The sequence below is a fragment of the Pacificimonas sp. ICDLI1SI03 genome (genome assembly GCF_054740865.1).
In genome coordinates this window covers 58,071-71,062 of record NZ_JBSQAU010000001.1, presented here as the reverse complement: position 1 = coordinate 71,062, position 12,992 = coordinate 58,071, and the positions used below count along the sequence as shown (strand labels likewise).

At 60.2% G+C, this 12,992-nt stretch carries 15 protein-coding genes; 7 read left to right on the top strand and 8 right to left on the bottom strand.

Annotation, left to right across the window (positions count from 1 at the left end; genetic code table 11):
- Positions 1 to 64 precede the first annotated feature (64 nt).
- From gntA to ACSMXM_RS00310, 3 genes are read left to right on the top strand one after another with little or no spacing between them, the layout of a single operon-like run.
- On the top strand, positions 65 to 757 hold the full coding sequence (gene gntA, locus ACSMXM_RS00320; protein ID WP_460312933.1) for a guanitoxin biosynthesis heme-dependent pre-guanitoxin N-hydroxylase GntA: 693 nt from the start codon (positions 65 to 67) through the stop codon (positions 755 to 757).
- Complete coding sequence (locus ACSMXM_RS00315) at positions 754 to 1,344, top strand: DUF1989 domain-containing protein (protein WP_460312932.1); 591 nt, start codon at positions 754 to 756, stop codon at positions 1,342 to 1,344. Before gntA ends, ACSMXM_RS00315 begins: the two co-directional genes overlap by 4 nt.
- Entirely contained in the window at positions 1,341 to 1,604 is a 264-nt protein-coding gene (locus ACSMXM_RS00310) for a hypothetical protein (protein ID WP_460312930.1), read from the top strand. The genes ACSMXM_RS00315 and ACSMXM_RS00310 overlap by 4 nt, the downstream gene beginning before the upstream one ends.
- A gap of 6 nt (positions 1,605 to 1,610) precedes the next feature.
- Here the strand turns inward: ACSMXM_RS00310 and ACSMXM_RS00305 are convergent, their stop codons facing one another.
- The gene (locus ACSMXM_RS00305) at positions 1,611 to 2,201 is read right to left on the bottom strand and encodes a TetR/AcrR family transcriptional regulator (RefSeq protein ID WP_460312928.1); all 591 of its coding nucleotides are present in this window, start codon (positions 2,199 to 2,201) and stop codon (positions 1,611 to 1,613) included.
- Positions 2,202 to 2,329: 128 nt separating this feature from the next.
- On the opposite strand from ACSMXM_RS00305, the gene ACSMXM_RS00300 reads away from it, so the two are divergent.
- Entirely contained in the window at positions 2,330 to 4,411 is a 2,082-nt protein-coding gene (locus tag ACSMXM_RS00300) for a serine hydrolase domain-containing protein (protein ID WP_460312926.1), read from the top strand.
- Positions 4,412 to 4,665: 254 nt separating this feature from the next.
- On the opposite strand, the gene ACSMXM_RS00295 is transcribed toward ACSMXM_RS00300, so the two are convergent.
- From ACSMXM_RS00295 to ACSMXM_RS00280, 4 genes are all read right to left on the bottom strand, one after another.
- Entirely contained in the window at positions 4,666 to 5,727 is a 1,062-nt protein-coding gene (locus tag ACSMXM_RS00295) for an ATP-grasp domain-containing protein (RefSeq protein WP_460312924.1), read from the bottom strand.
- On the bottom strand, positions 5,727 to 6,938 hold the full coding sequence (locus ACSMXM_RS00290) for a tyrosine/phenylalanine carboxypeptidase domain-containing protein (RefSeq protein ID WP_460312922.1): 1,212 nt from the start codon (positions 6,936 to 6,938) through the stop codon (positions 5,727 to 5,729). The genes ACSMXM_RS00295 and ACSMXM_RS00290 overlap by 1 nt, the downstream gene beginning before the upstream one ends.
- On the bottom strand, positions 6,935 to 7,681 hold the full coding sequence (locus ACSMXM_RS00285) for an N-formylglutamate amidohydrolase (RefSeq protein ID WP_460312920.1): 747 nt from the start codon (positions 7,679 to 7,681) through the stop codon (positions 6,935 to 6,937). The genes ACSMXM_RS00290 and ACSMXM_RS00285 overlap by 4 nt, the downstream gene beginning before the upstream one ends.
- Before the next feature lie 192 nt (positions 7,682 to 7,873).
- Positions 7,874 to 8,794: a serine hydrolase domain-containing protein gene (locus ACSMXM_RS00280; protein ID WP_460312919.1), complete on the bottom strand. Its 921-nt coding sequence runs from the start codon at positions 8,792 to 8,794 to the stop codon at positions 7,874 to 7,876.
- Positions 8,795 to 9,155: 361 nt separating this feature from the next.
- On the opposite strand from ACSMXM_RS00280, the gene ACSMXM_RS00275 reads away from it, so the two are divergent.
- Both ACSMXM_RS00275 and ACSMXM_RS00270 read left to right on the top strand, forming a co-directional pair.
- Entirely contained in the window at positions 9,156 to 9,617 is a 462-nt protein-coding gene (locus ACSMXM_RS00275) for a hypothetical protein (RefSeq protein WP_460312917.1), read from the top strand.
- Positions 9,607 to 10,020, top strand: coding sequence for a hypothetical protein (locus ACSMXM_RS00270; RefSeq protein WP_460312915.1), 414 nt, complete (start codon positions 9,607 to 9,609; stop codon positions 10,018 to 10,020). Before ACSMXM_RS00275 ends, ACSMXM_RS00270 begins: the two co-directional genes overlap by 11 nt.
- A 7-nt stretch (positions 10,021 to 10,027) precedes the next feature.
- Here the strand turns inward: ACSMXM_RS00270 and ACSMXM_RS00265 are convergent, their stop codons facing one another.
- Genes ACSMXM_RS00265 through ACSMXM_RS00255 form a run of 3 tightly spaced genes read right to left on the bottom strand, consistent with a single transcriptional unit; the run spans position 10,028 to position 11,878 of the window.
- Positions 10,028 to 10,642, bottom strand: a complete 615-nt coding sequence (locus ACSMXM_RS00265; protein ID WP_460312913.1) for a Dabb family protein — start codon at positions 10,640 to 10,642, stop codon at positions 10,028 to 10,030.
- Positions 10,635 to 10,979, bottom strand: a complete 345-nt coding sequence (locus ACSMXM_RS00260; protein ID WP_460312912.1) for a hypothetical protein — start codon at positions 10,977 to 10,979, stop codon at positions 10,635 to 10,637. Before ACSMXM_RS00260 ends, ACSMXM_RS00265 begins: the two co-directional genes overlap by 8 nt.
- Positions 10,980 to 10,981: 2 nt before the next feature.
- Positions 10,982 to 11,878, bottom strand: coding sequence for an SDR family NAD(P)-dependent oxidoreductase (locus ACSMXM_RS00255; protein ID WP_460312910.1), 897 nt, complete (start codon positions 11,876 to 11,878; stop codon positions 10,982 to 10,984).
- Positions 11,879 to 11,967: 89 nt separating this feature from the next.
- Between ACSMXM_RS00255 and ACSMXM_RS00250 the strand changes: the two genes are divergently transcribed.
- The gene (locus ACSMXM_RS00250; RefSeq protein ID WP_460312908.1) at positions 11,968 to 12,957 is read left to right on the top strand and encodes a quinone oxidoreductase family protein; all 990 of its coding nucleotides are present in this window, start codon (positions 11,968 to 11,970) and stop codon (positions 12,955 to 12,957) included.
- Positions 12,958 to 12,992: the final 35 nt, after the last annotated feature.

Below are 12,992 nucleotides of genomic sequence, written 5' to 3'. Positions count from 1 at the left end.
CGACGTTCTCGGCCGGTAAATCCATGTAGTTGGCGACCGATCCGTCGCCCGGTAGGCCGCAGCGATGTCATTATCAGATCATTCCGAAAAGCTGGACCACGCACCAGCTTTGGCAGCATTCATCCGAGATGAGGGTTTCCCCTGCGTCGGCGCGAAAAGCGCGCTGGCCAAGGCCAATATCGATATATTGAATGCCCGCGACATACGCTCGGCGTGGGACGATCTGGTCATCCTTCGTCGCCTGCACGAATTCGCTGCTCGCTATGTGCGGGAAGGCGAATTGTTCACCAGCTTTGCGGTCATTTTCGATGGCCCGCTCGATCTGGACGAGCTGGCATTCGAAACCGCCCTCTGGGATCGTGTGCAGTCCCTGCACGACAAGGACGAGTGGAAGGGAAAAAGCTGGGACGAGTCGGTCGACAGCAATCCCGGTGCTTCGGATTTCAGCCTCAGCCTCGGTGGAGAGGCCTTTTTCATCGTCGGCCTGCATCCGAACGCCAGCCGTGCCGCGCGACGGTTTTCGCGGCCCACGCTGATTTTCAATCTGCACGACCAGTTCGAGCGGCTGCGCGCCGACGGTCGGTACGAGAAGCTGCGAGAGACGATCCTGGCGCGGGACCTTGCCGCCAACGGCTCCATCAATCCCATGCTAGCCCGGCACGGCAGCGTTTCGGAGGCGCGGCAATATAGCGGCCGCGCAGTCGGCGAGGATTGGGTCTGTCCCTTTCAACCACACCGGCTAAAGGCCATGGCATGACCGAGCCTACCCGTATCCCGCCGCGGTCGGGCACCGCGTTCATCCTGAAGCGCGGCGAATTGCTGACCATTATCGATCCCGAGGGCGAGCAGGTCGCCGATCTTGCCAGTTTCAGCCTGGAAGATCCGAACGAAGCGATCTCCAATGGTCGCACGATCGACTATGCATCGAAACTCTATTTCACGACCGGCGACGAGATATATTCGAACCGCAGCAATGTGATGTGGACAATCATGCACGACGATGTGGGCACGCATGATTTTCTGCTGACGCCCTGTTCGGCGGAAATGTTTCGGAAATTATATGGCGAGGAGGAGCCGCACCGCGGCTGTTTGGGAAATCTTGCCGCCGCTCTTGCCCCGCACGGCGTCAGCCCGGACGCTATTCCCGTAGCCTTCAACGTTTTCATGAACGTGCCCGTCGACGGCAAGACGGGACAGATCAGCGTCGATCCGCCAAAGTCGAAGCCCGGCGACCGCTTCACTCTGCGGGCGGAGATGGACCTGATCATCGGCCTGACCGCCTGTTCGGCCGGACAGTCGAACAATTTCCGCTACAAACCCATCGATTATCTGATCCACTCATGATTGAGGTTCTGGAATGGTACGGTGCCATCGCCGGAGCGATCGCGGCGTTCATGATTTCCCTGAACCCGGGTACCCGCAAGGTCGGGTGGGCATTCGTAATTTTCGTAACGTCCTCCATTGCTCTGATCGCGTGGGGTTTCCTTAGCGACAAGGGCATAGGCATCGGCGTTCAGAACTGCGTGCTGCTGATCATCAACCTGATCGGCGTATGGCGCCATCTGGGGCCGGGGAAGCCGCCGGAGCCAGCAGCGGAGGGCTGAAGCGCCCTACTCTGCTTCGCCCGGAACTGTGAACAGGCAATCGAAAGCAGCAGCAATATCCGCGGAAATCTCCTCATGAGGCTGATCCGTGGCCAAGCCGATCCAGAGCAGCCCGTCCGACATTGCCGACAGGGCCTTTGCGGTTTGCAGGGGGGGCATCTTCAACTTAATTTCCCCTCTCTCCTCCATTTTGGTCAGATGCTGCACCAGCATTGCCAACGACGTTTCCATCAGCGGCTTTACCAGTTCATGGAACGCGCCGGGCCGTGTAGCCCCAGTAAGTAATTGCAGCTTCGCACGCGCCACCGTTCCAACGCTAAAGCCCATCTGATCGTCCAGGCAGCTGATGTCGTCCCGCCATTCGGTCCAGCTTTTTGGCAGCATACCTTCTGTCATGGCGGCAAATTGCAGCGCCTCCGTGACGATTTCGTCCTTTCCGCCAAAATGCTTGTAGAGTGCCCCGGCGCTTAATTGCGCCTCCTTGCAGATCGCGGAAATGGAGGTTCGCTCCAGCCCGACATTGCTGATGCAGTGTATTGCGGCGCGAAGTATGCGTTCGCGCTGAGCATTCATATGGGCTGCGTCCCGCTTCGGCATCTTATTTTCCTGATCGAACTGGGTTTTCATCGCCTCATATAAACAAAGTTGACAGTTTGGCAAAAAAAGCGGACGATCATTCTCTATTATTTGAATCAGTGCCCCTGCGCGGCATCGGAGATTGTGGAATGGCTATGACCGGAAACTTCAACAAGGGAGCGGGGCGCGCCTCGATGGCAGTTTTGGGCAAACCAAGGCGTAACTGGGCGCTTATCGGCATGACCATCGCGCTCGCTCTGCTTGCAGTTTCGATGCTCAGCGGTTTCCCGGGCAAGGCTTTCTGGCAGGATCCCGTTGAGGCCCCCTCGACGACCGCCGTCGCGCCGCTGCCCCCGGCAGACGATGAAGCTCAGCAGGAGCTGCCGCAAGACAGCGACACGCTAACGGCTGACGATGTAGAGGCTTGGCTGGACGGCATGTTTCCTGCCGCACTGGAACAAGGGAAGGTCGCCGGCGCCGTGATCTCGGTCGTCAAGGACGGCGAGGTGCTGCTGTCCAAGGGCTATGGCTATGCAGACATGGAAACAGAGGCGCCGATGACGGGTGACCGGACGCTCGTTCGTCCGGGCTCGACGTCAAAGCTGTTCACCTGGATCGCGGTCATGCAGCAGGTCGAACAAGGCAGGATCGATCTGGACGCCGACATCAACACCTATCTGGATTTCGAAATCCCGGAGCGGTTCGACCGTCCCGTGACCATGAACGACCTGATGACGCATACTGGCGGGTTCGAAGAGGGCCTGAAGGATGCCATCGTCGACAAGCCGGAGGACTATCAAACGCTCGACGTGTTCCTGAAGGAGCATTTGCGGCCAATGATCTTTGCGCCCGGAAAGGTGCCAGCCTATTCGAATTACGGCACCGCCATCGCAGGATATATTGTTCAGCGCGTATCAGGTGAACCGTTCGACGATTATGTCGATCGCCATATCTTCACGCCTCTGAACATGAACCGCTCAACATTCGTACAGCCCCTGCCCGCAGACATTGATGCAGAAATGTCGAAGGGTTACATGTCTTCCGACGGCCCGGCCAAGCCGTTCGAGCTGATCAGTTTCGGCCCGGCCGGCAGCCTGACGTCGACGGCAGACGACATGGCAAATTTCATGATCGCACTGCTGCAATATGGCCAGTTTCAGGATTCACAAATCCTGCAGCCGCAGACGATGCGGCGCATGTACACGCCGAATCGCCCGATGGGAGAGGGCTTTACCGACATGGCACACGGCTTCTTCCGTGCCACGCAAAATGGCCGCACGATCCTGGGGCACGGCGGCGACACCATTGTCTTTCACACCGACATGAACATCGTTCCCGAAGAGAATGTCGGCCTGTTCGTCAGCTTCAACAGCCGCGGCCAGGGCGACGCGGTCTATGGCATTCGGCAGCGGCTGTTCAGCAGCTTCATGGACCGCTACTTCCCCGCACCGGACGAAGCGGCGGACCTGCCAGCCATCGCAACCGCGCGGCAACACGGACAGGAAGTTGCCGGACGTTACGAAACGTCCCGGCGAGTAGAATCAGGTTTCATGAGCCTGTTCTATGTCCTGATCGGACAGTCGGATATCATCCTGAATCCGGATGATACGATCAGCATGGCATCTTCTCCCGATACGAAATATCGGGAGGTCGAGCCCTATTTGTGGCGAGAGGTCGGCGGCACCGCAATGTTGAAGATGGAGGTCGTCGACGGCGTCAAGACGATCGTCAGCAGCGACAATCCCGCGGGGGTGCTGCAACCGGTCCCGGCGCACCGCAATTCAAACCTGAACCTGTTCATATTCGCTGTTTCGGTACTGATACTGATCGGCGGCGTAGTGGCGTGGATCATCGCAGAGGGGGCGCGTCGAACCTATCGCCAGCCGCCCAGCCTGACCGGGCGGCCACTGCTGATCCGCAGGCTGGTCCGGATCGCGACGGTTCTGGATCTCGTTTATCTCGGGGCGTGGTTCGCCGTGATACAGCCAATCCTGGGCAATAACGTAGCCTTCTATACGGCGGCGCTGGACCCTGTGATCCGCGCCTTGCAGATTGCCATGATCATCCCGATTTTTGGCGCAGTCGTCGGCGTCTGGAATGCAGTTCTATCCATACGTTCCGGTCGCAGCTGGATTATCAAGCTGGGCAGCATCCTGATCGCAGCAGCCCTGCTGGGAATATTGTGGATCGCCCATATTGGCGGCCTGATGAGCCTTACACTCAACTATTGACGATCCTGCCGGGTTCGCCCTCAACAGGGCGGACCCGGCCTATTTTCCTTAGATGCTAGGCTCAGGCAGTGCTGGCGTCAGCGAGAGCTGTCCTTCGATACCAACCGATCTGCGCGGATCGTTTCGCCGCAACAAATAGGTCAATTTCCGGGCCTGTCACTGGCATTACTACGCTCGCCTATGGATTGCGTTTGCGCTCGATCAGGCGCCGTCGTGGTTGCCTGTAAGTCTGCGGTGCTTTGGAAGGTACCCGCTCAGATCACGGCAAGCTGCCGATTGCTGAGCGTTCCGCCATATTGCCGTTGCAGGCGCACCTTGCGCTCCAGATCGTCGACAATGGCGCCTGAAAAATCGACGCCGCTTAGATCCTCGATAAAGTTGATGCCGCCGGGCGTGTCGACGTTCAATTCCATCATCTTGTCGCCCGCAATATCGAGCCCTGTCAGGTACATGCCGTCGTCTATCAACTTAGGGCCGATGATCTCTGCGATGCGCAGGGCGGTCTCGTCGGGCGTGACCATTTCCACGCTGCCGCCGGCGGAAATATTGCTGCGATGGTCGTCGGTCTCGCTGAACCTGTGCAGGCAAGCGTAGGTGCCGTCGACTTTCAGTGGCCTGCCGTTCAGCGTGATCATCCGCAGATCGCCATCTTTTGCGGCGGGCAGATATTCCTGCACGATCGCATAGCCGTCGCGAATGACTGCCTCGACGATCTGATTCAGGTTTTCCCGGTTTTTCTTGTTGATCAGGAACACGCCCTGCCCGCCCGAGCCCTGCAGCGGCTTGATGACACCCTTCCCCGAATGAGCGTCCAGGAAGCGGGCAATTTCCGCCGGCTCCCGCGTGATGGTGGTTGCCGCACGAACCGCCTCCGGAAAGCCCTGGAAATAGGTCTTGTTGACTGCGTCGGTCAGGTGCTTCGGATCGTTCAGCACGATTGTGTCATTCAGCGATGCAAGCTGTGCAAATAGCAGGCTGGACGATGGCGCCCAGCTACGCGGAATAAGCTCTTCCGCCGGATCGCTGCGCAGCATCAGGATATCATATTCCGCCAGGCGGATGCGCGTACGCTCCATTTCCGGATCCTGCAGATGCGCCAGATAGGTCTTGTCGTCGTCGAACTCGGCAACCTTGCTGACGGTCGCCATCGCGCAAATTCCATCCTGCCAATCATAGATAAAATCGCCCAGGCCGATCAGCGCTACCTCATGGCCCCGCGCCACTGCTTTCCGCGCCAGGCGGATGGTCGTGAAGTCATCCTTCTCAGTGGCAACCTCGTTTACGACGAAGGCGATCTTGATAGTGGTTTCCGGCATTATTCGGGGCTTTCCTGGTACAGCGATGCGAGAGGCACGGTTCGGACACGTTGCAGCCTTTGCAGCGCGGCCTGATCCTCCAGATAGGAAGGGATGATTTCCGGCGCGTGCAAAATGCCGTCTTCGATCAGTTTTTCCAAGCTGTGCAATTGCTTGAGTGCAAACTTGCCAAGGAAAAGAATCTCCAGATCGCCATCGTGGCTAAGATAGGCGAGCAGTTCGGCCAGCCCCTTCAAATAGAGGGCATCCTTTGTCAGTCCACCGCCGCGCTTTGCCCGCACGGCAGTATCAAATGCCGCGTCGGCGCTCAGGCCGCATTCGTCCACCAGACAGGCGTAGATTTCCGCGCCTTGTGCCTCCTGCACAGCCATGTGCGCGGCGACGACGCGTGCGGCTAGCGTACGCAGACGACCGGCAGGTAGATAGCCGGCCAAGTACTCGCCCAGAACCGCAAGCCCCTCCTGAAGCACGTCATAGTCAGCCAGTCCCCCAGCCAATGTGTGCAGGGGTTGCCTATCGCCGTTGTGACGAGTGACGACGTGTGTCCCGATCTCGTGCTGGATCAGCGGGTTCACCCGGCTTCCAGGCGCGCGGTAGTCGAAGGCAACATGAAAATTCCCCGCCGACACGTACATGGACGTGCCCGGCGTCGGGTCCACGATTACGTCACATGTAAAATCGGGATAATGCTTGCGATAGCGATCAACCGCAGCGCGCGCGGCTTCGCAAACGCCCTCCGCATCCACGTCGCATTCGTCCGGCGGCAGGATCGGCACCGTGGCCAGCAATTCACGGGCGGTTTCCAGCAATTGTTCGCTGACATGACCGAAAAGATCCACGCTTGCCACGATGAATCCATCGCGCCCGCGCATGCGCACGAGTTCGATCTGCCGGTCCAGTTCGCGTTGTTTTTCAAGAAGCAGCGCTTCGATCAGCGGGTTTTCGATTTCGCGCACAGGTAGTGCGAAAAGCTCCTTTCGCATTCCCGGCGCATCATCGGTCAGCCCTTCGCCGAAGTGACTGTCGGGCATGTCACGAAACCCAGATGCCTGGAAACCCTCCCAGATATGATCGATATTGGTGGGGGTCAGGCGCGTCAGCCAATCAATTTTGCGATCCATTTGCGCAAGTTCGCGATCGACGGAAATCGCAGCATCGCAAAGGCCGGACGGTCTGTCATCCTGTCGCTTATCGGTCGCCGTCACCGTCATGGAGCACTCATCCCGGCGAGGCAGTCGCGCGCTTCCGACACTCCTGCAAGAAAGCCGTCGCGTAAATCCTGCATGGCAAGAATGTCGGCGGTCCGGCCCCATTCATCCATAAATATCTTCTTGTATTCCAGTGTAATGACACATGCCGCATCGCCATAGGTCGCGTGCAGCCATTCGGGAAAATTGCCGCCGTCTTCCCAGCGGACATTGACCCGAACATCGGGTGTCTCGCCGCGCACCGCACGCGATCGCAGGCCCGCCGCAAACCTGTCGAGAAGTGGGCCGTAAAGTTCCTTGTTGAGGGTGGTAGCGCCTAGATCGATGTCGGGGCTGCCACTTTGCGCGATAGGCGGGGCATCCGGCCCGTCGCGGCGATGATTATAACTGTGAACATCCAGAACGAGGATACGGCCATGCTCGGCGATCATTGCCTCGACGCGTTCTGCCATCAGGCCATAAAACTGCCTGTGCAGAGCCAGCGATTGGTCTGTCTCCGCCTGCGGCAGGTCGGGATCCCAGATCTTCAGACCCCAAGTATCCTCGGGATCGACCGTTACCGCCTTTTCCGCCGGGCGATTGAGGTCGAATTCGAAACGTGACCTGTTGCCACGAAAGATGGTGTCACCCGCCGGAAGAAAATAATCCGTCAACGGATCTTCTTCCCGCAGGCGCTCCTCCTCCTCGATCTCAAGCCAAGGCAGCAGGGAATCTCGGATAGTATGGCCGGCGTGAATGGCCGTCACTATTACAGGACCCGGTTGAACGATCAGATCCCAGGGCGGGGTCTGGTGTGTTTTTTCATCTTTGGTTTCTGCCTGGTCCATAACTGCCGTGCAGGAACCGGCTTTTGTCGTCGTTAAGTGCATGCCCGGCCAACGCATGCCCAGCGGCACCGTTCCTGCCAGCAGAAAAGGCTTCCCTGCAACCCGCACCAATTATTGGTCGGCACCCATTTCCGCGGCGGGAACGATGCCGTCGGCCAGCAGTGAATGCAGCGCCTGAATATGGCCGCCATCGCGCTGCGCATCTGCAGAGGACGTCATCACGACGGTCAACGCCAGATCGGGCACGATATAGAGCATCTGGCCGCCATATCCCCAGCCGAAGCGCAGCGGATGCCCCCCCGCCTCCGACAGAAACCAGCCATAGCCATAGGCATTGCCGCTCCACGGTGACCGGGTACGAGGAGTCCAGCTTTCCTCTATCCATTCGGCCGGAACGACCTGCTGCCCGTCTATAAGCCCGCCCTGCCGGTACATTTCCGCGAAGCGGGCGAGGCCGCGCGGCGACATCAGCATGTTGTTGCCGCCCAGGTAAATTCCCTGCGGGTCCTGCGTCCATCGGGGGATGTCGATGCCAAGCGGGACGGCGAGCCATTCCTGCGCAAGTTCATGCGTGCTGCGACCGCTCGCCTCGGTCAACATCGCGGAAAGAAGATGCGAGCTGCCGGTGGAATACAGCATCTGTCCGCCCGGTTCGTCGACGAATGGCCGCGCAAGAGCATCGCGTACCCAGTTCGAACTAGTCACCCACGCGCCATAATTTGGGCCGGATGTACGCTCCAACCCCGCCTGCATGGAAAGGAGGTGGCCGACCGTAACCTCCTGCAAAAACGCATCGCCGTCCCGCGGTGCCTGATCCCGCAACACACTCAAAATTGGCTGGTCGGTGCCGGAAAGGACGCCCTTCGCGATGGCGATGCCCGTAAGGGCCGACAGAACCGACTTCGACGCCGACTTGATGTTAATCGGCTGATCGAGGGGCGGACCGTCGTGAAAACGGCGTTCCGCCAGCGTCTCGCCATCGCGCATAATAATGAGGGAGCGAAGCCGTGGCAGCTCTTCGGCTGCGTCCAACGTGCGGGCGAGGAGTGCCGGATCGAGCCCACGCGTGGCCTGCTTTTCAGTCGCCGCGGCGACCTCTGCTACGTTTGTGGCCGGGGGCGCTGTCTGTGGGGTCTGTGCGTCGCATGCCGACGCGAGCAGCGCAGCGAACAGACTGAACGGCGCACCGCACCGAGAGAATAGGCTGGAAATCGGACGCCTCCAACAGGTTGTAACCGCCTGACAGCGACCGACGGCCTCCTTCGTTCCTGAACATTTGCGCGGTGCGACGATCGAGAAGGGGGGGAGCACCTTAGAAATTCAAGAGGACACGCAAATTGGCGCTTTACATATGAGAACAATTCGCAATAGCATTAGTTGGACGGAGAGAGCTATGAGCGAAGCGACACCCCTATTCGAAGCGATCCTGATCAGAATGTTCAGGGTCTGGCATGCGGCGCGGGATGCGGAACAGCCGCTCTTGCCGTCCATTCTGGCGCGCGCCGGTGAGCTGGGTCTGGAGCCGGTTGCGGGTGTCGCCTGCGCCAGCCTGTTCGACCTGGTCGAGGCGAGCCTCGGGCGGCAATTGGTGCCTGAATGCTGCTGCAGTCGAATGCTGTCACCGGATGAATTGGCGCTTGTCGGCCTCGTCCGCTGTGCATTGCGGGCCGGCAATGTCCATACCACGACTGAAGCGCCACACGGTCTGTCGGGGGCGGTACGATGGGCAGCGCTGGCGGTACGACGGGAGCTTGGTGCGGCGGCGAAAATCGACGACGCACCGGCGTCTGGCCCTCCCCGGCAGTGCCCGTTTTCCGATGCCCGCGGCTATGACGGGAATGCCCATGCCGCTTGACCTCGATACCCTGAAGAGCACGCCGGACATCCGGGAGGTCGCCCCTGTTCATGCCGGCCTGGTCTGTGCGCTACGCTATAATCACATGGCCCGGCGCATGGGTCGCTACTCACACGACGTCCTGGCGCAACATCTGGGCAGCGAATGTGCCGTGCGCAGCTTCCATGTCTTTCTGGACGAGGCGGGCCGCGCATGGCCCGAGCCGATTGCGCTTAATCCCCCATGCCAACCGCTGTTCAGCTATGACGAGATGCTGCTGGTCGATATTGCGACCGCCGCTGGGCGGGACGATCGCGACAGCTTCGACAATTTCGTTTGTGACATGATCGGCGAGGCGGGGCGCACTTTCCTATGGACGGCAGCCCGGCGCTTGATGAAGTCGCTGTTTCCCGCCCGCGACTGACCGGCCCCTAGATCATCGGCCGTTCAAAGGCACCAAAGCTGTGGCATAGCCGGGTGTTGACCAGCCAGTCCGGACTTTCAGGGTCGAACCAGCGGTCGATATGCGCCCAGTGATAGGGATGGGTCATGTAGGGGCCCAGCAGATCCTCCACACGGTCATATTCCTGTTCCCAGACATGGGTCCAGCCAAGTTCGCCCGATGCCTCGATAACCGGGCTGTAGCGCCAGTTGCGGATTGCCGGGATATATTTGGGCATCAGAACCATCTCTTCGTCGAACCTGCTGCGCTGCGCCGGCGGAACGGGGCGATCAGCACACAGTAGCAGTGCGCGATAAATACAGGGGCCGTCTTGTTCCACGCCTGCACCGCCCTGCCCTTTGCCGGGGCGATAGAAGGCCGTGTCCGCGCGGACGCAATCGGGACCGTCGATCAGGGCGTCGAGATTTGGCCGCAACGTGCGGTACGCCGCTTCGTCATCCAGAAAGAAACGGGCAATCAGATCCCCGCCATTGAAACTGCCTTCCATGGTGGGCGCGACCGCAGCACCCAGACCGGCGACGCGGCGCTCGATCTCCTCGCAGGCGCCCTCCCTGACGTGGAGAAGTGCAATCAGATTATACATCGCTAAGAGCCTCCACGTCGCGGTCCGCGCTTGCGAAAAATCGCTGACGCTCGACGATCAGGTCGCCCACCGATTGCCAGAAGTCCTTCACCGAAGGATCGTAGCGCGATTGGGAGGCCATTCCCCACCATGCGCCGACACTATCGACGGTCCAGGTGATGAGCAGACGATTGCTCTGTTCGTCCAGCCACATGGGCGGCGACACGAGAACACGCTCCAATTTCATGCCGCGTTCCACGGCCGACGGCATATATTCGGTGCGATAGCGTTCCAGCAGCGCCCTGCCCTCGCCGGGCACGCCAAGCATTTCGTCAACGACATAGATCGCCTGGTCCATCATCACTCCCCCGATGCGCTGGTGGCCGGATGCGAAGTCGGCGGCGGCTCTCGGCGCGGCATCTGACTCTTGCCATCCAGACTCATGACCTGAAGGTCGTGATGCCAGGGGAAATGCATGGAAAAGGCGACCAGCCCGGTTCGTTCGGCGGCGGGCATGTGGGACATGGCCAACACGGTCTCCGCCAGATATTCGACGTCCTCAGTGGGATAATTTTCGGGGATCAGCGCATCGGCGCCGGGCGTTCGGATCGCTGTCGAAGGACCCACCGCATTGACCGCGATTCCATGGTCCACCATTTCAGCCGCCAAGCCCTGCGTAAAACGGTGCAGCGCCGCTTTTACCGACGCATAGACGGTATCGCCGCCGGCCCGCGCATAATCCGCATAGGGGCGAACCGGCGGCAGGGCCGTGATCGATCCGACATTTACGATCCAGCCTGCGCGCCCCTGCTTCATGTGCGGTATGGCTGCCCTCGCCAACGCAAAGGGCGCGCGCAGATAATGATCGAGAGTTCGATCGAAAGTGTCGAAGCTCATATCCTCGACCCGGGCATAATCGGCGAAGCCCGCATTATTGACGAGGACATCGAGCCTGCCCGCCGCCGCAACCGCCCGTTCAACCAGAGTGTCTCGTTCGCTCGGCTTTTCCAGATCGGCGGCAAGAGGAATCGCTGTGCCGCCAGCCTCCTCAATCAAGGCGACGGTCTCGGCAAGCGTGCCGGCGACGTCCTGTCGCTCGCCAAAACGCACCCCGCCGGTCGGCTTTTGATAGGAGCGCGCCGTGACGACGACGGTCGCGCCGGCGGAGGCCAGCCGCTGCGCGATAGCACGGCCTATGCCGCGACTGCTGCCAGTTACCAGCGCGACGCGACCATCGATGCGTACACCATTGCCCAAGTTGCAATCTCCCCGATCATTATTAATGAGCGTTTACTTACTAAGTGAGGCAGAGCGAAATATCTGTCAACGAGTAGATGGAGATATGAATGAAGGCGATGGTTTTGCGCGCGTTTGGCGGTCCCGAAGTGCTGGAGCTGGCCAATATTGAGCGACCGCTAGCGAAGCCGGGCAATGTCGTCGTCGAGGTCGCCTATGCCGCCGTAAATCCCGCCGACTGGAAAAGCCGCGAAGGCTGGTTATCGCAATATTTCGACTATCGTTTTCCCTTCGTGGTGGGGTTCGACGCTGCAGGAATTGTCGCCGAGGTCGGGGAGGGCGTCGAGGGACTGGCAGTAGGAGACCGGGTCGTCACCGCTTCGAACCAGGGCATGGGCGAACGCGGGTCCTATGCCGAATTCGTCCACGCCGCAGCAGAGCGGACGGTGCGTTTGCCTGACCACGTCTCGCTTGCTGAGGCGGCAACGCTCCCCACAGCCGGAATGACGGCGTGGGAAGCGGTATGCGATGTAGGAAAGACGACCGCAGGCTCACGCATCGTCATCAATGGCGGTGCGGGCGGCACCGGCGGCTTTGCCATCCAGATCGCGCGCGAAGCAGGCGCGCACATCGCCACCACCTGCAGTACGGGCAACTTCGATTATGTAAGATCCCTGGGTGCCGAACGCCCCATCGAGTATCGCGACGAAGATGTCATCGCAGCGATCCGTGACTGGTCACCCGATGGTGTCGACGTCGTCGTCGATACGGTCGGCCAGGGCACCTTCGTCAACATATTGCCTATTATGAAACGGGGCGGGATCATCGCACCGATCGGTACGCTGATCACCGACGAGGAGGGGATCGACCCTGCAGCGGCAGAGGCTGCAGGCGTCAGCGTCGTTCCCACCATCTCCAACTTCGCCAATCAGCCCCGCCAGTTGCGCCTGCTGGTCGAGGCACTGGCCGGGGGGAGTATCCGCGCGCCCGAAACCACCATTTTACCGCTGGCGGAGGCCGCCGAGGCCCACAGGCGCGTGCAGGCGGGCCATGTGCGGGGCAAGCTGCTGCTCGCCGTGAACCCGGCGCTGGCCGGATAAGGTGATGCATCGCGTATCGCGCGGCGGCGGCGCCT